Genomic DNA, 17,701 nt, shown 5'->3' on the forward strand with positions numbered 1-17,701 from the left:
GTCAGGGCCGGTCAAGAAGCCGCATACATCCAGCAGGATCGGGGCTGCCTCCAGCCGACGGAGTGACTTCCAGCGCGCGCCCCGCCCGGGTATCAATGTCCTCGCCTCTGCACATCGAATCGAGTTGGCGACAGAACACATCCAACATGTGCGAGAAATCTTCCACCGCCCATACAGCCACTGGCGCGCGCAGAGCCAGCGTGGTTCGGCCGGTGATCAGGTCTTCATGCAACCACCATTGGCCCAGGCGGTCGCGGCCCAGGTCGTGCACCGCCTCATGTTCCTCATCGCCAGCGCCATGGCGCGTATCGCGCGGCTCGCGCCCCTCGAACGGGTGCGCGCAAATCAACGCGGTGTCATCGACCGGGCACCAGTCGACGGCCACGCAATGACCATCAATGGGTGAGAGCACGGTGAAGGCGTCGTCCGAAGAGCGGCCTCCCGGCTGGGCGCCGGGCAACTGCAAATAGGCCCGAACGAGGCTGGCGAGGTGTTGGCGGGACATGGGTTGGTCGGCACCCGGGCGGGCGTTGTGAAGGGTGGCGCTTCGTGGCGACGCGCGGGCCGAACGTTCCACGCATCGGTCATCCGGACCTTCGGCGTCGCAGTCATCGATTCGCTGCTCGCGCTCAGAGCCGCTACCCACTCCCGGCGCATACCCCCACACCCCCGATAATCCCGGCCCATGAACCCCCTGCTCCAGCGGCTGCAGCCCTACCCCTTCGAGCGGCTGCGCCAGCTCTTCGCGGGCGTCACGCCCTCGCCCGCCCACCGCCCCATCAGCCTGGGCATCGGCGAACCCAAACACGCCGCCCCCGATTTCCTCAAGCGCGCCCTGGCCAGCGCTTTGGACGACGGCCTGTCGAACTACCCCGCCACCGCCGGCACGTCCGCACTGCGCGAGGCCTGCGCCGGCTGGGTGCAGCGCCGCTATGGGGTGGCGCTCGACCCGGCCACGCAGGTGCTGCCCATCAACGGCTCGCGCGAGGCGCTGTTCGCCTTTGCCCAGGTGGTGGTCGACCCCACCCTGCCCGGCGCCACGGTGCTCTGCCCCAACCCCTTCTATCAAATCTACGAAGGCGCGGCCCTGCTGGCGGGCGCCCAGCCGCACTATGTGCCCAGCGTGGCCGAGCGCAACTTCGCCGTGAACTGGGACGGCGTGCCCGAGGACGTGTGGGCCCGCACGCAGTTGATCTACGTGTGCTCGCCCGGCAACCCGGCCGGCGCGGTGATGCCGCTGGACGAGTGGCGCCGCCTGTTCGAGCTGAGTGACCGGCACGGCTTCGTCATCGCCTCGGACGAGTGCTACAGCGAAATCTATTTCCGCGACGAGGCGCCCCTGGGCGGCCTGCAGGCGGCGCAGCAATTGGGCCGCACGGATTTCCGCCGCCTCATCGCTTTCACCAGCCTGTCCAAGCGCAGCAACGTGCCCGGCCTGCGCAGCGGCTTCGTGGCGGGCGACGCCGCGCTCATCAAGCCCTTCCTGCTCTACCGCACCTACCACGGCGGCGCCATGAGCCCGGTGGTGCAGGCCGCCAGCGTGGCCGCCTGGAACGACGAGGACCACGTGGTGGAGAACCGCCGCCTGTACCGCGAGAAGTTCGCCCAGGTCACGCCGCTGCTGGCCGAGGTACTGGACGTGGCCCTGCCCGACGCCTCCTTCTACCTGTGGGCCGGGGTGCCGGGGCGCTTCGCCTCGCACACCCCCGGGCTCAGCGCCGACGAGGCCTTCGCCCGCGAATTGCTCGCTCAATACAATGTGACGGTTCTGCCCGGCAGCTACCTCGCACGCACGGCGCAGGGCGCCAACCCCGGCGCCGGCCGGGTGCGCCTGGCCCTGGTGGCCGGCGTCGACGAATGCCTCGAAGCCGCGCAGCGCATCGCCGCCTTCTGCCGCGCCGGCGCCTGACCACCGTTTCCCCTGAACCTCAACGTTTCATTCCAATGAGCCAACAACTGCAAGCCATCATCGACACCGCCTGGGACAACCGCGCCACGCTCTCGCCGTCGGCCGCGCCGAAAGAGGTGAGCGATGCGGTCGAGCACGTGATCGCCGAACTCAACAAGGGCCGCCTGCGCGTGGCCACGCGCGAAGGCGTGGGCCAGTGGACGGTGAACCAGTGGATCAAGAAGGCCGTGCTGCTGTCCTTCCGCCTGAAAGACAACGAGATCATGCGCGCCGGCGACCTGGGCTTCTTCGACAAGGTGCAGACCAAGTTCGCCCACCTGAGCGAAGACGAGATGAAGGCCACCGGCGTGCGCGTGGTGCCACCGGCCGTGGCCCGCCGCGGCAGTTTCATCGCCAAGGGCGCGATCCTGATGCCCAGCTACGTGAACATCGGCGCCTATGTGGACGAAGGCACCATGGTCGACACCTGGGCCACCGTGGGCAGTTGCGCCCAGGTGGGCAAGAACGTGCACCTCTCCGGCGGCGTGGGCCTGGGCGGTGTGCTCGAGCCCCTGCAGGCCAACCCCACCATCATCGAGGACAACTGCTTCATCGGCGCGCGCTCCGAGGTCGTCGAGGGCGTCATCGTCGAGGAGAACTCGGTGCTGGGCATGGGCGTGTACATCGGCCAGAGCACCCCGATCTTCAAGCGCGACACGGGCGAGATCCTCTACGGCCGCGTGCCCGCGGGCAGCGTGGTCATCAGCGGCGGCCTGCCCAAGCAGACGGCCGACGGCAAGGCCTACACCACCTACGCGGCAGTCATCGTCAAGACGGTGGACGCGCAGACGCGCGCCAAGACCAGCCTGAACGACCTCTTGCGCGATTGAGTTCAACCCACCCCACCTGAGCGAGGGAGACGGCATGAGCAGCGGAACGATGGAGCGCATCCTGCGCCTGATGGCCGAGAAACGCGCCTCCGACGTGTACCTCACGGCGCACGCGCCGGCGATGATCAAGATCAACGGCCAGACCATCCCCATCAACAGCCAGGTGCTGCCACCCGAGGCGCCGCGCAACCTGCTGTCCGAGATCATTCCCGCCACGCGCATGGAAGAGCTGCTGGAGACCGGCGAGCTCAACATGGGCGTGCCGCTCGACGGCCTGGGCAACTTCCGCGTGAGCGCGCTGCGCCAGCGCGGCTCCATCGCGGTGGTCATCCGCTACGTGCCCAGCGACATCCCCGCGCTGGACACGCTCAACGTCGCACCCATCCTGGCCGACCTGATCATGGAAAAGCGCGGGCTGATCCTGATGGTGGGCGCCACGGGCGCGGGCAAGAGCACCACCATGGCCGCCATGATCGACCACCGAAACGAGCGCGTCAGCGGCCACATCCTCACGGTGGAAGACCCGATCGAATACACCTACTGCAACCGCAAGTCGGTGGTGAACCAGCGCGAGATCGGGCCGGACACGGCCTCGCTGCAGGTGGCGTTGAAGAACGCGCTGCGCCAGGCGCCCGACGTGATCCTCATCGGCGAGATCCGCGACCGCGAGACCATGTCGGCCGCCATCGCCTACGCCCAGTCGGGCCACCTGGTGCTGGCCACGCTGCACGCCAACAACAGCTACCAGGCGCTCAACCGCATCCTGAGCTTCTACCCCGTGGAAGTGCGCCCCACCATGCTGGGCGATCTGGCCGCCGCGCTGCGCTCCATCGTGTCGCAGCGCCTACTGCGCACCCAGCAGGGCAACGCCCGCGTACCGGCCATGGAGGTGCTGCTCAACACCGCGCTGGTCGCCGACCTGATCCAGAAGGCCGATTTCTCCGGCGTGCGCGAGGCGATGGAGAAATCCCTCGCCGAGGGCTCGCAGACCTTCGAGCAAGACCTGGCCCGCCTCATCCACGAGGGCGTGGTGTCGCGCGAAGAAGGTCTGGCCCACGCCGATTCGCCCAACAACCTGCTCTGGCGCCTGCAGAACGACTTCGAGCACAGCCGCTCCAGCAGCTTCGAGGCGGCTGAAGAGGAAGCCAGCGACGCCCCCTCCTTTACCGAGTTCACGCTGGACGTCAAATTCTGATGACCGACACCCTGCGCCTCGCCGAGGCGCTCATCGCCCTGCCCTCCGTCACCCCGCGCGACGCGGGTTGCCTCGAGCTGATCGCGGACCGGCTGCAGGCCGTTGGCTTTCGGTGCGAGCGCATCGACAGCGGGCCGGACGATTTCCGCGTGAGCAACCTGTGGGCGCGGCGTGGGACGGGCGATCGGCTCACGCTGGTCTTTGCCGGCCACACCGACGTGGTGCCCACCGGCCCGCTCGAGGCCTGGACCAGCGACCCCTTCGTGCCCAGCCACCGCGACGGCGCGCTGTTCGGCCGCGGCGCCAGCGACATGAAGACCTCGATCGCCGCCATGGTGGTCGCCTGCGAGCGCTTCCTGGCCGATCAGCCCGACCCGGGCATCGACATCGCCTTCCTGCTCACCAGCGATGAGGAAGGCCCGGCGCTGGACGGCACGGTGGTGGTGTGCAACGCCCTCAAGGCGCGTGGCGAACGGCTCGACTGGTGCATCGTGGGCGAGCCCACCTCTGTCGAACGCACGGGCGACATGATCAAGAACGGCCGGCGCGGCACGCTCAGCGGCAAGCTCACGGTCAAGGGCATCCAGGGCCACATCGCCTACCCGCACCTGGCGAAGAACCCCATCCACCTGGCAGCGCCCGCGCTGGCCGAGCTGGCGGCCACCGAATGGGACCGTGGCAATGACTTCTTCCCGCCCACGAGCTGGCAGATCAGCAACATCCACGGCGGCACCGGCGCCAGCAACGTCATCCCCGGCACGGTGGTGATCGACTTCAACTTCCGCTTCAGCACCGAGCGCACGCCCGAGTCGCTGCAGGCGCAGGTGGTCGACATCCTTGCGCGCCACGGCCTGCAGGCGGGCGCCGACCACGACATCGCCTGGACCCTGGGCGGACGCCCTTTCCTCACCACGCCGGGCACGCTGGTGGACGCCGTGCGCGACGCCATCCGCGCCGAGACCGGCCTCGAGACCGAGCTCTCCACCACGGGTGGCACCAGCGACGGCCGCTTCATCGCGGCCGTATGCCCGCAGGTGCTGGAACTCGGCCCGCCCAACGCCACCATCCACAAGGTCAACGAGCACGTGCGGCTCGCCGACATCGAACCCCTGACCGCGATCTACCGCCGCACACTGCAACACCTGCACGAGCGCGCGCTCCAGACCGCCTGACACCGTGACACTGCAAGAACTGCTGGCCCAGGCCGAAGCCCGCCTGGCCGCCGCGAACCTGGCCTATGGCCACGGCACCACCAACGCCCACGACGAAGCCGCCTGGCTGGTGCTGTGGCGCCTGGGGCTGCCACTCGACACCGACCTCGACGCGCACGCCGCCGATGCCGTCGGCGCGGACGCGGCCACCGCCGCCCTGGCCCTGATCGACCAGCGCATCACCACGCGCGAACCCGCCGCCTACCTCACGCAAGAGGCCTGGCTGCAGGGCGTGCCCTTCCACGTGGACCGCCGCGCCATCGTGCCGCGCAGCTTCATCGCCGAGCTCATCGCCGACGGCGGCATCGACCCCTGGTTGAGCGACACCACCGTGCGCGTGCTGGACCTGTGCACCGGCAACGGCAGCCTGGCCGTGCTGGCCGCCATGGCCTGGCCCGAGGTGCGCGTCACCGGCGCCGACCTCTCGCGCGAGGCGCTGGAGGTCGCACGCATCAACGTCGACAAACACGGGCTGGCCGATCGCATCGCGCTCATTGAGAGCAACGGCCTCGCCGCCTGCCCCGGCCCCTGGGACCTCATCCTCTGCAACCCGCCTTACGTGAACACGAACAGCATGGCCAAGCTGCCACCCGAGTTCCGCGCCGAGCCCGAACTCGCGCTGGCGGGTGGTGAGGACGGCATGGACTTCATCCGCGCCCTGCTGCGCGACGCCCCCTCGCGCCTGAGCCCGCAGGGCGTGCTGGTGCTCGAGATCGGCCACGAGCGCGCGCACTTCGACGCCGCATTCCCACGCCTGAGCCCGGTGTGGCTGAGCACCACCGCCGGCGACGACCAGGTGTTGCTGCTCACACGCGACGATCTGAAGGAGGCCTCGGCATGATCGTCGTTCGCGATGTGGTGCTGCGCCGCGGCACCAAGGTGTTGCTCGATGGCGCCTCGCTCACCATCAACCCCGGCGAGAAGGTGGGCCTGGTGGGCCGCAACGGTGCCGGAAAGTCCAGCCTGTTCCGCCTGCTCGACGGCAGCCTGCACGAAGACAAGGGCGAGTTCAGCGTGCCCGCGCAGTGGCGCATGGCCCAGGTCGCGCAGGACATGCCCGAGACAGACCAGGACGCCACGCGCTTCGTCGTCGAAGGCGACACCACCCTGCTCGCCGCCGAACGCGAGGTGGCCGAAGCCGAAGCCAGCGACGACGGCGAGCGCATGGCCCACGCCTACATGGCCCTTCACGACGCCGGTGCGCACGACGCCACCGCCCGCGCCCAGGCCCTCATCCTCGGCCTCGGCTTCCGGCTCGACGAACTCGATCGCCCCGTGGACAGCTTCTCGGGCGGCTGGCGCATGCGCCTGCAACTCGCGCGCGCCCTCATGTGCCCGAGCGAGCTGCTGCTGCTCGACGAGCCCACCAACCACCTGGACCTGGACGCCCTGGTCTGGTTGGAGGCCTGGCTGCAGCGCTACCCCGGCACCCTGCTCGTCATCAGCCACGACCGCGAATTCCTCGACGCGGTGACCAACGTCACCGTGCACATCGAGCACGCGCAGCTCAAGCGCTACGGCGGAAACTACAGCCGCTTCGAGGACATGCGCGCCGAGCAGATGGCCCTGCAGCAGGCGGCCTTCTCGCGCCAGCAGGACAAGATCGCCCACCTGCAGAAGTTCATCGACCGCTTCAAGGCCAAGGCCAGCAAGGCCAAGCAGGCGCAAAGCCGCGTGAAAGCGCTGGAGCGCATGGAACGCATCGCACCCGTGCTGGCCGACGCCGAGTTCACGTTCGAGTTCAGCGAACCCGCCAACCTGCCCAACCCCATGCTGGTGCTGCAGGACGTGGACTTCGGCTACCCCGGCGAGGACGGCGCGCCGCCTACCACCATCGTGCGCGGCGTCAACCGCTCGGTGCTCGCGGGCCAGCGCATCGGCATCCTCGGTGCCAACGGCCAGGGCAAGTCCACGGTGGTCAAGACCATCGCACGCACGCTCGCGCCATTGGCGGGCACCGTCACCGAGGGCAAGGGCCTGAATATCGGCTACTTCGCGCAGCAGGAGCTCGACGTGCTCAGCCCGCGCGACAACCCGCTGGAGCACATGATCCGCCTGGCCAAGGACTGTGCCGCGCAGGGCCGCCTGAGCGGCCAGCCCACGCGCGAACAGGACCTGCGCAGCTTCCTCGGTACCTTCAACTTCACCGGCGACCAGGTCTTCCAGGCCGTGGGCAGCATGAGCGGCGGCGAGAAGGCGCGCCTGGTGCTGTGCATGATCGTCTGGCAACGCCCCAATCTGCTGCTGCTCGACGAACCCACCAACCACCTGGACCTCGCCACGCGCGAGGCGCTGTCCATCGCACTCAACGAGTTCGAGGGCACGGTGATGCTGGTGAGCCACGACCGCTCGCTGCTGCGCGCGGTGTGCGACGAGTTCTGGCTTGTCTCGCGCGGTGGCATCGCGCCCTTCGACGGCGACCTCGACGACTACCAGCGCTACCTGCTCGACATGGCCAAGCAGGCGCGTGAGGCGCAGCGCGTGGCCGCGCGCGCGGAGGCGCCTGCCCCCGCCCCCGTGGCCGCACCCGCCGAAGACCGGCGCGCCGACGCGCAGCGGCAGAAGGCCGTCACCGAGCGCCTGCGCCCGATCAAAAAGGAACTGGCCCAGGTGGAGCAGCGCATGGCCGCGCTGACGCAGGAGCGCGAGCGACTGGAGGCCGATCTGCTCACCACGCCCGAGCCGGCGAAGCTGGCCGAGCTGGGCAAGCGCCTGAAGGCGGTGGAGGCCGAGAACGGCACCGTCGAGGCGCGCTGGCTCGAGCTCAGCGAAGCCATCGAGCAGGCGCAGCAGGCCTGAGCCACGCGCGGCCGAAGCGCGCTACAGTGGGCCCGGGCCGTCCAGCGACGGCCCGTCCAACCCCAACAGGAGGCTCACACCATGATGTCCATTCTCGGCACCATCCTCATCGGTCTCATCGCCGGCTTCGTGGCGCGCATGCTCAAGCCCGGAAACGACAGCATGGGCTGGATCATGACGGCCGTGCTCGGCATCGCCGGCGCCTTCGTCGCCAGCTACCTTGGTGCGGCGCTGGGCTTCTATGCACCGGGCCAGGCGGCCGGGTTCATCGCCTCGGTCATCGGCGCGATCGTGATCCTGGTGATCTGGGGGATGTTCAAGAAGTAAGGGGTGGCCGTGGGACTGCCCCGGGCGACACCTGAGGAGATCGGCCCCGGGCGCGTGGGCGTGGTGGGCGCGGCCGCGGGCGCGCTGCTCGTGGCCCTCGTCCTCGCGGGCCTCTACCTGGGCCGCGACATCCTTGTCCCGCTCGCGCTGGCGGTGCTGCTGGGTTTCGTTCTCAGCCCGCTGGCCACGCGATTGCGGCGCTGGGGCTTGCCACACGTGCTGGCCGTCATCGCCGTGGTCGCGTTTGCGTTGGCCATGATCGGTGGCTCCATCGCCTTCATGGCCAGCGAGGTGCGAGAACTCAGCGCCGAGTTGCCCACCTACCAACAGACCATCAAGCGCAAGCTGGCCAGCCTGCGCGAGGCGATCCGCGCGCCCGGCATGTTCGATGGACTCACGCGCACCGTCACCCTGGTGCAGCGCGAGGCCAGCGACATCGCGGCGGCGGCCACGGCCACGCCGAGCCCCTCGCGCGTGCAGAAAGTGGAGATCCAGGGCGAAAGCCGCTCGCCACTTCAGAACGCCATGGACGGGCTCGAGCGCGTGGCCAGCCCCCTGCTCACCGCTGGCATCGTGCTGGTCTTCACCTTCCTGATCCTGCTCGACCGCCTGGATCTGCGTGACCGCCTGATACGGCTGATGGGTGGCAATCTGCACCGCGCCACGGATGCCATGGATGAAGCGGGCGAGCGCATCTCCAGCTACCTGATCGTTCAGCTGTGGGTCAATCTGAGCTACGGCATTCCCATGGCGCTCGGGCTCTGGCTCATTGGCGTTCCAGGCGCCTTCCTGTGGGGCGCGGTGGCGGCCTTGATGCGCTATGTCCCCTACCTCGGTCCCATGATCTCGGCGGTGTTCCCGCTCACGCTGGCCTTTGCCGTCGATCCCGGCTGGTCCATGGTGCTGTCGACGTTGGCACTCATCGTCGTGCTGGAGCTCATCAGCAACAACGTCGTGGAGCCCTGGCTCTACGGGTCGAGCACCGGCCTGTCGGCGATCTCGCTCATCGTGGCCGCCACGTTCTGGACGGCGCTCTGGGGGCCGGTGGGGTTGATCATGTCGACACCGCTGACGGTCTGCCTGCTGGTCATCGGGCGCCACTTGCCCGGGCTGCAATTCTTCGACGTATTGCTCGGAAGCGCCCCGGCCCTCGACGCGCCCACCCGGTTGTACCAGCGCCTGCTGAGCGGTGACATCGATGAAGCGGTGGAGCTGGGCCGGGAGCTGGCGCAAGAGGCCGGCTCCATGCCCGCCTTCTACCAGGACAGCGCCCTGCCCGTGCTGCGCCGCGCCGTCACCGACTACCAGACCGTGTCGACATCGGAACACCGGCTGCGCCTCATCACGGGCATGGAAGCCCTGCTTGAGGAGCTGCAGGAACTCGCGCCAGCGTCAGCCGGTGCCACGCCGACGGTACTGTGCCTTGGTGCCAAATGGGAGGTCGACACCTTGGCCGCGCGCATGCTCGCACATGCGCTGACGCTGGAGGGCGCGCCCGCCCATGCCGACCCCGCCTTGGCCAACAGCGCGGAATCACTGGCCGGCGTGGCCATGCAGGCACCGCGCGCGGTCTGCCTTTCGGTGTTCGCCCCCGAGCCCTGGCGCACGGCGCGACGGGCGTGCCGTCGCATCCAGCGGCGCTGGCCCGGCGCCCGCATCGTGGTCTGCTCCTGGAACATCGGCGATCAGGCACAGGTCGATCCGGCACTGGCCGAATCGCTGGGCGCCCACGCCATCGCCGGCTCATTGGTCGAAGCCGTTTTGCGCGCCCGGGAAAGCCTGGGAGCAGACACCGCTGAATGGGAGCGGGCATCGGTGCCACGCGATGACGCGCAACGCCTGCGCCTGCTGCGCTCCCTGGGCGCGCTCGACGAGCCCGCCATGAACGAGCTGTGCGATCACGCCGCCAAGCGTGCGGCGGCCATCTTCGATGTCCCGGCCGCCATGGTGACCGTCGTTGCCGACAACGAAGTCCGGGTGCTGGGTTTTCACGGCTCGCTTCGCACCACCGTGGACGGACAGGACTCGGTGATCAACAGCGGACAAGCTTTTCAAGTCGCGCGCGAGCACGCCCTGTGTGGTCATGTGATCGCGCAGAACGAAGCGCTGCTGGTTCCCGACATCGCCCAAGACCCGCGCTTCGCGGCCAACCCGCATCTGCGGGGTCTGGGTCTGCGCTTTTACGCGGGAGCCCCCATGCGCATGAAGCGTGGCGGCGCGATAGGTTCGCTCTGTCTGCTGGACACCGCACCGGGCCATTTGACGGAGCGCGACCTCAAGCTCCTGCAGGCCATGGCACAAGACCTGATGGACGCCATCGCGCAGCGCAGGCCTCAGGCGGACGTGGAAGCGGCCGATGCCGACGCGCCCAACGAGCAAGAGCCATCGGCCACTGTGGGCCAGGTCGTTCCCGACCCCTGACCACGACAAAGACAGGCGTCGCCAGCCAAAGGAAGGCAAAAGAAAAAGGCCCTGGTCTTGCGACCAGGGCCTTCTTGTTGGTGGTAGGACGTGGCAGGCTCGAACTGCCGACCAACGGATTAAAAGTCCGCTGCTCTACCAACTGAGCTAACGTCCCACACTTTTCTAACCGTCTCCGCAGCTTGCTTGTCGCTTGCTGCGAAGCCTCAGATTATAGCGTGGCTTTGATGGCTTTCTGAAGACCGATCGCTTTTTTCTTGCGGTGCATTCGCCAGCGTGTCGAGCAGCCAGCCTGCGGCGCACAGGCCAAAGGTGGCAGTGACGGTGACGACCGATCCGAAGCCATGACAGTTGAGCGATCCATCGCCACCATCGAGTCCGCACGACGGGTCCGGCGGCGCCACGGCTTCACGACTGAACACACACGCGGTCCCCATGCGGCCTTGCCGCGCGCCGGCATGGTGCTTGCGCAGACGGTAGCGCAGTTGCGCGAGCAAGGGATCGTGCGTCACCTCGGCGAGGTCGGCCACCTGCACGGCCTCCGCGCGGCGCTTGCCACCGGCCGCGCCCACGCTCACGAAGGGCACGCGCTCGGTCCGGGCCCAGGCCGCCATGGCGGTCTTCGCGCGCACCTGGTCGCAGGCGTCGATGAGGCCGTCCACCCGCTGACCGCGCAACAAGGCGGGCCAGTTCTCCGGCGTCACGAAGTCGTCCACCAGATCGAGTTCCATGCCGGGATGAAAGCCCAGGATGCGGTCACGCATGGCCTCGGCCTTGGCCTGACCCAGCGTCGAGTCCTGCGCGTGCACCTGGCGATTGATGTTGGATTCGGCGACGTGGTCGAGGTCGATCAGCGTGAGGCGGCGCACGCCGCTGCGGGCCAGCGCCTCGGCGGCCCAGGAGCCCACGCCGCCCAGGCCCGCCACCACCAGGTGCGCGCCGAAGATGCGTTGCGCGCCTTGCACGCCGTAGAGCCGCCGCAAGCCACCGAAGCGGCGCTCGAAGCGCTCGGCGTCGAGCGGCGTTGCGTTCACCCCGCGCGCTCCAGCAGCCACATCTGGAACTTGAAGCCCAGCACCGCGCCGCCGACGATGCCCGTAACGGCGATCGCGCTCAACAGGCTCAGCGTGGACAGACCCGAGAGCCCCTGCCCCACGGTGCAGCCCAGCGCCGTGACGCCCCCCACGCCCATGAGAGCGCCACCCACCAGATGCAGCGCGGTGTCGCGCGTGTCGCGAAAACCTTCCCAGCGGAAGCTGCGTTCGATGAGCGCACAGACGAAGGAGCCCGCCACCACGCCGAAGACCGTGACCACGCCGAAGGTGAGCACCTTGGTGGTGTCGCTGAAGTAGATGAGCCAGTCGAGCACGAAGGCCATGGGCGCGGTGAAGGTCAGGGCCTCCATGCGCCCGCTGTTGCTGCCGACGTAGACAGGCTCCAGCGTTTCTGGGTGCTCGGGCACGAAGCCCAGGTGCCCGCTGACCCACCACATGCCGACGATGGTGAGGCCGATGCCGATGCCCGCGAGCAGGTTGTTGCCGGTGCGAAAGTCGGCGCTGCTGAGGCACCAGGCGATGAGCGCGACGCCGATGACCAGGGCGCTGAGCAGGCCCGCGAGGCCCGGCTCCATACCGAGCGCGTTGGCCACCCAGGTGGGCAATGCCGAACCCGAGGGCAGCTCGGCGCTGACGCGGTCCACGGTGTTCACGCGCACCACGCCGAAAATGCCGCGCAGCGTCATGAACGCGGCCAGGCCCATGACGAAGAACACCACCAGGGATTTGAGGCTGCCCGCGCCGATGCGCACCAACGTCTTGCTGCCGCAACCCGACGCCAGCACCATTCCGAAGCCGAACAAGGCACCTCCGACCAGCGCCGAGAGCCAGATGAAGCGGCTGCCGGTGTAGAGCGACTGGCTGGTGTCGATCCAGCCCAGCCACCCCATGCCGTAGAAGCCGATGGCCGCCACGCCCACGGCCATGACCCACATGCGCATGCGGGTCCAGTCACCCATGTTGACGATGTCGCTGATCGCCCCCATGGTGCAGAAGTGGGTGCGCTGGGCGATGAAACCAAAGACCGCGGCCACCGCGAAGGCGGCCCACAGCACGGTCTGGTTCAGGGATTGAAGGGCGGCGAGATCATCCATAGGGCCGCGATTGTAGGTGCGGCCCCATGTCCCTTCACTTCAAGCGTGCGATGCGCTCCTTGGCGGCGCCGGCGGCTTCGCTCTGTGGGTGCTGCTTCACCAGGTCCTCGAGCGTTTTGCGGGCGCCCTTGGTGTCCTTGAGTTCGACCTGGCTGTTGGCCAGGGCCAGCATGGCCTCGGGGGTGCGCGGGTGGTCGGGGAACTCGCGCACCAGGCGCTGGTGCGAGTCCACCGCGTCCTTGTAGGCGCGCGCGGCGTACTGCGCGTTGCCCAGCCAGTACAGCGCCACGGGGGTATAGCCGCTGGTGGGGTAGCGCCGCAAGAAGCCGGTGTAGGCGGCGGTGGCGCCCACGAAGTCGGACTTGCGCAGCGTGGCCATGGCGGCGTCGAACTCGGCCTTCTCGGCCGGCTGCGCGGTGAAGCTGCGGCCGTCGAGCTCGACCTTCACCGGCTCGACCTGGCGCAGGCGCTCGTCGATGCCGGCCTGCACGTCCTTCTGGGCGCGCTGCAGGTCGGCCACCTCGCGCGCGAGCTGCTCGTTCTGGCCGCGCAGGCGGGCGATCTCTCCACGCAGTTGCTCGATCTGGTTGGCCAGTTCGAGCATGCTGCGCTTGATCGAGGCGTCGCTTTCGCGCTGCTGCGCGGCCGCGGCCTCGGACGCCTGGCGGCCCGCCTCGACCTGCTGGCGCAGGTCGACAATGGCCTTGCGTGCCTCGTCGTCGCCGAACAGTGCGTGGGCGGAGGGCGCCCACAGGCCGCCCAGCGCCAGGACGCTGGCGGCAAGCGTGGTGTTCCAGCGCGCAATGCTCATGCCGCGGCTCAACGGTAGGTCAGTTCGACGCGGCGGTTCTTGGCCCAGGCGGACTCGTCGGCGCCGGTCTGCGCGGGCTTCTCTTCGCCGAAGCTCACGGCTTCCATCTGGCTGTCGGGCACGCCCAGCAGCGACATGGCGCGGCGCACGGCCTCGGCGCGCTTCTGGCCCAGCGCCAGGTTGTATTCGCGGCCACCGCGCTCGTCGGTGTGGCCTTCCAGGGCCACGCGCACGTTGCGGTTGGCGTTGAGGTAACGGGCGTTGGCCTCAAGCAGTTGGGTGGCGTCGGGCTTGACCTCGAAGCTGTCGTAGTCGAAGTACACGATGCGCTGCATCTGCGTCGGCTGGGTGCTGCCGGCGCCCGGCACCTGCACGCCGGCCACGCCGCGCTGGTCCACGCCACTGCCCTGTCCGCCCGCGCCGCCAGCACCCGCGGCGGTGCCGGTGCGGTCTTCGACCGGGGGCTCATCGAGGCGAACGTTGGAGCCGCAGGCCGCCAGCACGGCGGCAGCGATCAGGGCGGCAAGCAGGGTGCTGGTGCGTCGGAGAGCGGAGGTAGGGATCATGTTGATTCCTGAGAGGTGTTGTTGAAGGAGAAACGGAAACGAAAAGGGAAACACGTCTGGCAAAAGCCCTGCCGGTCAGCGCAGGAAGGGGCCCCACTCGGGCTCGCGGATGTCGCCCTGCGCGCCCGCCAGGCGGGTCTTGATGCGCCCATCCACCGTGGTGGTCATGAGTGCGTCGCCGCCCTTGTCGCGGGTGGCGTAGATGATCATGCGGCTGTTGGGTGCGAAGCTGGGGCTCTCGTCGCCGCTGGTTTCGGTGAGCGCGGTGACGGTGCCGGTGGACAGCTCCATCACGTGCAGGCGGAAGGCACCGTTGACACGCGAGATGAAGGCGAGCCAGCGGCCGTCGGGGCTGACCGAGGGCGAAATGTTGTAGTTGCCGGTGAAGGTGACCCGCTGCGCATTGCCGCCCTGGGGGGCCATGCGGTAGATCTGCGGCGAGCCGCCGCGGTCGCTCACGAAGTAGATCTGCTTGCCATCGGCACTGAAGACCGGCTCGGTGTCGATGCTGGCGCTTTGCGTCAGGCGGCGCGGCTCGCCGCCGTTGGCGTCCATGGTGTAGAGCTGGGCGTTGCCCGACAGGGACAGCGTGGCCACGACCGAGCGGCCATCCGGCGACCAGGCCGGCGCACTGTTGGAGCCGCGGAAGTTGGCCAGCAGGCGGCGCTTGCCGGAAGCCACTTCGTGCGCGTAGATGACGGGCTTGCGCGACTCGAAGGACACGTAGGCCAGTTGCCCTCCACCGGGCGCCCAGCTCGGCGAGATGATGGGCTCGGGGCTGGTGAGCGCGGCGCGCGCGTTCTCGCCGTCGGCGTCGGCCACCCACAGGCTGTGGCGCGTGCCGGCCTTGGTGACGTAGGCGATGCGGGTGGAGAACACGCCTTTTTCGCCGGTGAGCTTTTCGTAGATGTAGTCGGCGATCTTGTGGGCCGCCAGGCGCAGGTCGGTGGCGCCCACGGGGTAGCTCAGGCCGCCCAGGTCTTGCGCACGCACCACGTCCCACAGGCGGAAGCGCACGTCGAAGCGGCCGTCGGCCAGGCGGGTGACGCTACCGGTGAGCAGGGAGTCGGCGCCGCGCTCGCGCCAGGGGGCGAGGTCGGGCCGCGAGGTTTCGTCGAGCGCGCCGCTCAGGGGCGGCACGGCCACGAACTGGCCCGAGCGTTCGAGGTCGGCGCGCACGATGGCGGCGATGTTCTCGCTCGCGGCCTCATTGCCGCGGAAGCTGACGGCGGAGAAGGGAAAACGCGTGAGGCCCACGCCCGTGACCTCGACCCGGAACTGCGCCAGGGCGTTGGAAGCGGGCCAGCCCAGCAGGGTGGAGGCGGAGAGGAGACCCAGGGCATGCCGGCGCGGCATCCCGGTCGAGGGATGGAGTCGGGGCGGTTGGTGCATGGTGTTGGGGTGGCGGGCAGCGCGGGGCGCGTGGCCCGGTGCCCTTGGAAGTAGCGGCCGATAATAACGGACGTCCGCAGGCAAGCCGTGACAAGATGTGTGCCCTCGCGGCTGCTGGACCGCGCCCGCGTCCATTTGGTTCCCCAAGCGCTTCCTCCGGCGCCCGATCCGAACACCCGATTTGAACCCGACCGACCCGTCTACCGCCCTCCCCTCCGGTCCGCTGCGCCAACGGCTGCTGCGCGTCTGGCCTTATTTCCGCGACGCCAAGACCGGCATCATCTTCGCCGCCTTGGCCACGGTGATCGGCGCGCTGACCGAGCCGCTCATTCCCGCCCTGCTCAAGACCCTGCTGGACGAGGGCTTCAACGACGGGCGCATCCCGCTGTGGATGGTGCCCGTGGCCTTCATGGGCCTGTTCGGGGTGCGTGGCATGGCCTCCTTCGTGGCGCAGTACGCGCTCTCGTACACGGCCAACACGGGCATGCTCAACCTGCGCCGCGCCATGTTCGCCAAGCTCAACGCGGCGCAGCTCTCCCTGTTCTCGCGCCAGAGCGCGAGCAAGCTGTCCAACACACTGGTGTACGAGGTGCAGACCGGCTCGCAGATGCTGGTCTCGTCCTTTCTCACGCTGGCGCGCGACTCGCTCACGCTGCTGGCGCTCATGGGCTATCTGCTCTACCTGAACTGGAAGCTCACGCTGATCGTGATCGCGGTGTTCCCCGGCCTGGCCTGGATCATGCGCGTGCTCTCCAAGCGCCTGTACCGGCTCACGCGCGCCAGCCAGCAGGCCACCGACGAACTGGCCTATGTGGTGGAGGAAAACGCCCTGGCCCACCGCGTGGTGCGCCTGCACGGCGCGCAGCGGCGCCAGGCCGAGCGCTTCGACCACCTCAGCGTGGCGCTGCGCCGCCTCGCCCTCAAAAGCACCATCGCCATGGCGGCCATGACGCCCTTCACCCAGTTGCTGGCCTCGGCCGCGCTGTCGGCCGTCATCGCCGTGGCGCTGTGGCAGAGCAGCACCACGGGCGTCACCGTGGGCAATTTCGTGGCCTTCGTCACCGCCATGCTGATGCTCATCGCGCCGATCCGGCACCTGGCCGAGATCGCCTCGCCCATCACGCGCGGCCTGGCGGCGCTGGAGCGCGGCATCGAGCTCATCGAGCAGACGCCCGAGCAGACCGGCGGCACGCACGTGGCCGAGCGCGTGCAAGGCGCCATCCACCTGCAGGACGTGTGGGTGCGCTACCCCCCCAAGGCGGAGCCGGCGAACGGCGGCGAGGACGCCGGCCTGGCCCTGCGCGGCATCGACCTGGACATCCGCCCCGGCGAGGTCGTGGCCTTCGTCGGCCCCTCGGGCTCGGGCAAGACCACGCTGATCAACCTGCTGCCGCGCTTCGTCGAGGTCGATCGCGGCGCGGTGTCGCTCGACGGTGTGCCCTTGCCCGCGTGGGACCTGGCCAGCCTGCGCCGCCAGTTCGCCCTGGTGAGCCAGGACGTGGTGATGCTCAACGACAGCCTCGCCGCCAACGTGGCCCTGGGCGCGGCCGACAAGGACATCGACGACGAGCGTGTGCGCGCCGCCCTGCTGTCGGCCAACCTGGGCGACCTGTTGGAGCGCCTGCCCCAGGGCATGCACACCAACGTGGGCCACAACGCCACCGAACTCTCGGGCGGACAGCGCCAGCGCCTGGCCATCGCGCGCGCCATCTACAAGGACGCGCCCATCCTCATCCTCGACGAGGCCACCTCGGCGCTGGACAACGAGTCCGAGCGGCTGGTGCAGGACGCGCTGGCGCGGCTCATGCGCGGGCGCACCACCCTGGTCATCGCGCACCGGCTGTCCACCATCGAACACGCCGACCGCGTGATCGTGCTGGCCGAGGGACGCATCGTGGAACAGGGATCGCACGCTCAGTTGCTGGCGGCCGATGGGGTCTACGCCCGGCTGCACGCGCAGGGGCTGGGCTCGGCGGGATCGGACGCCGAGGCGACAGCGCCCCAGGTCGCACCGGATTGAGCGCGGCGGCGCGCGGGTGTACAACCGCGGGA

At 69.0% G+C, this 17,701-nt stretch carries 15 protein-coding genes and 1 tRNA gene; 9 read left to right on the forward strand and 7 right to left on the reverse strand.

Annotation, left to right across the window (positions count from 1 at the left end):
- Position 1 precedes the first annotated feature (1 nt).
- On the reverse strand, positions 2-505 hold the full coding sequence (locus tag BN948_RS26535) for a hypothetical protein (protein ID WP_039877660.1): 504 nt from the start codon (positions 503-505) through the stop codon (positions 2-4).
- 180 nt (positions 506-685) lie between these two features.
- Here BN948_RS26535 and dapC point away from each other — a divergent pair, with 180 nt between their 5' ends.
- The 8 genes from dapC to BN948_RS05060 all read left to right on the forward strand — a co-directional run bounded on the left by dapC (position 686) and on the right by BN948_RS05060 (position 10,731).
- Positions 686-1,909: a succinyldiaminopimelate transaminase gene (dapC, locus tag BN948_RS05025; protein ID WP_009515845.1), complete on the forward strand. Its 1,224-nt coding sequence runs from the start codon at positions 686-688 to the stop codon at positions 1,907-1,909.
- Positions 1,910-1,944: 35 nt separating this feature from the next.
- Entirely contained in the window at positions 1,945-2,778 is an 834-nt protein-coding gene (gene dapD / locus BN948_RS05030; protein ID WP_009515844.1) for a 2,3,4,5-tetrahydropyridine-2,6-dicarboxylate N-succinyltransferase, read from the forward strand.
- 34 nt (positions 2,779-2,812) lie between these two features.
- Positions 2,813-3,973, forward strand: a complete 1,161-nt coding sequence (locus BN948_RS05035) for a PilT/PilU family type 4a pilus ATPase (RefSeq protein ID WP_009515843.1) — start codon at positions 2,813-2,815, stop codon at positions 3,971-3,973.
- A complete protein-coding gene (gene dapE / locus BN948_RS05040; protein WP_009515842.1) occupies positions 3,973-5,145 on the forward strand; it encodes a succinyl-diaminopimelate desuccinylase in 1,173 nt (390 codons plus the stop codon). Before BN948_RS05035 ends, dapE begins: the two co-directional genes overlap by 1 nt.
- A 4-nt stretch (positions 5,146-5,149) precedes the next feature.
- Positions 5,150-6,025, forward strand: coding sequence for a 50S ribosomal protein L3 N(5)-glutamine methyltransferase (gene prmB / locus BN948_RS05045; protein ID WP_009515841.1), 876 nt, complete (start codon positions 5,150-5,152; stop codon positions 6,023-6,025).
- Complete coding sequence (locus BN948_RS05050; protein ID WP_009515840.1) at positions 6,022-7,983, forward strand: ABC-F family ATP-binding cassette domain-containing protein; 1,962 nt, start codon at positions 6,022-6,024, stop codon at positions 7,981-7,983. The genes prmB and BN948_RS05050 overlap by 4 nt, the downstream gene beginning before the upstream one ends.
- A gap of 81 nt (positions 7,984-8,064) precedes the next feature.
- Positions 8,065-8,310 carry a GlsB/YeaQ/YmgE family stress response membrane protein gene (locus BN948_RS05055; RefSeq protein ID WP_009515839.1) on the forward strand — a complete coding sequence of 82 codons (246 nt, stop codon included), beginning with the start codon at positions 8,065-8,067 and terminating at the stop codon, positions 8,308-8,310.
- Between the two features lie 9 nt (positions 8,311-8,319).
- Complete coding sequence (locus BN948_RS05060) at positions 8,320-10,731, forward strand: AI-2E family transporter (protein ID WP_009515838.1); 2,412 nt, start codon at positions 8,320-8,322, stop codon at positions 10,729-10,731.
- 81 nt (positions 10,732-10,812) lie between these two features.
- Here BN948_RS05060 and BN948_RS05065 read toward each other — a convergent pair.
- The 6 genes from BN948_RS05065 to tolB form a co-directional block, all read right to left on the reverse strand.
- Positions 10,813-10,888: transfer RNA gene (locus BN948_RS05065), tRNA-Lys, on the reverse strand.
- A 49-nt stretch (positions 10,889-10,937) separates the two neighbouring features.
- Complete coding sequence (locus tag BN948_RS05070) at positions 10,938-11,765, reverse strand: tRNA threonylcarbamoyladenosine dehydratase (RefSeq protein ID WP_009515837.1); 828 nt, start codon at positions 11,763-11,765, stop codon at positions 10,938-10,940.
- Positions 11,762-12,880, reverse strand: coding sequence for a YeeE/YedE family protein (locus BN948_RS05075; RefSeq protein WP_009515836.1), 1,119 nt, complete (start codon positions 12,878-12,880; stop codon positions 11,762-11,764). Before BN948_RS05075 ends, BN948_RS05070 begins: the two co-directional genes overlap by 4 nt.
- Before the next feature lie 34 nt (positions 12,881-12,914).
- Positions 12,915-13,691 carry a tol-pal system protein YbgF gene (gene ybgF, locus BN948_RS05080; protein WP_009515835.1) on the reverse strand — a complete coding sequence of 259 codons (777 nt, stop codon included), beginning with the start codon at positions 13,689-13,691 and terminating at the stop codon, positions 12,915-12,917.
- 8 nt (positions 13,692-13,699) lie between these two features.
- Positions 13,700-14,257 (reverse strand): peptidoglycan-associated lipoprotein Pal, encoded by a 558-nt coding sequence (gene pal / locus BN948_RS05085; RefSeq protein WP_009515834.1) that lies wholly within the window; start codon positions 14,255-14,257, stop codon positions 13,700-13,702.
- A 75-nt stretch (positions 14,258-14,332) separates the two neighbouring features.
- Positions 14,333-15,649: a Tol-Pal system beta propeller repeat protein TolB gene (gene tolB / locus BN948_RS05090; protein ID WP_050980574.1), complete on the reverse strand. Its 1,317-nt coding sequence runs from the start codon at positions 15,647-15,649 to the stop codon at positions 14,333-14,335.
- A 181-nt stretch (positions 15,650-15,830) separates the two neighbouring features.
- Between tolB and msbA the strand changes: the two genes are divergently transcribed.
- On the forward strand, positions 15,831-17,669 hold the full coding sequence (gene msbA, locus BN948_RS05095; protein ID WP_411914401.1) for a lipid A export permease/ATP-binding protein MsbA: 1,839 nt from the start codon (positions 15,831-15,833) through the stop codon (positions 17,667-17,669).
- Positions 17,670-17,701: the final 32 nt, after the last annotated feature.

Source organism: Hydrogenophaga intermedia, assembly GCF_000723405.1.
GTDB lineage: Bacteria > Pseudomonadota > Gammaproteobacteria > Burkholderiales > Burkholderiaceae_C > Hydrogenophaga > Hydrogenophaga intermedia.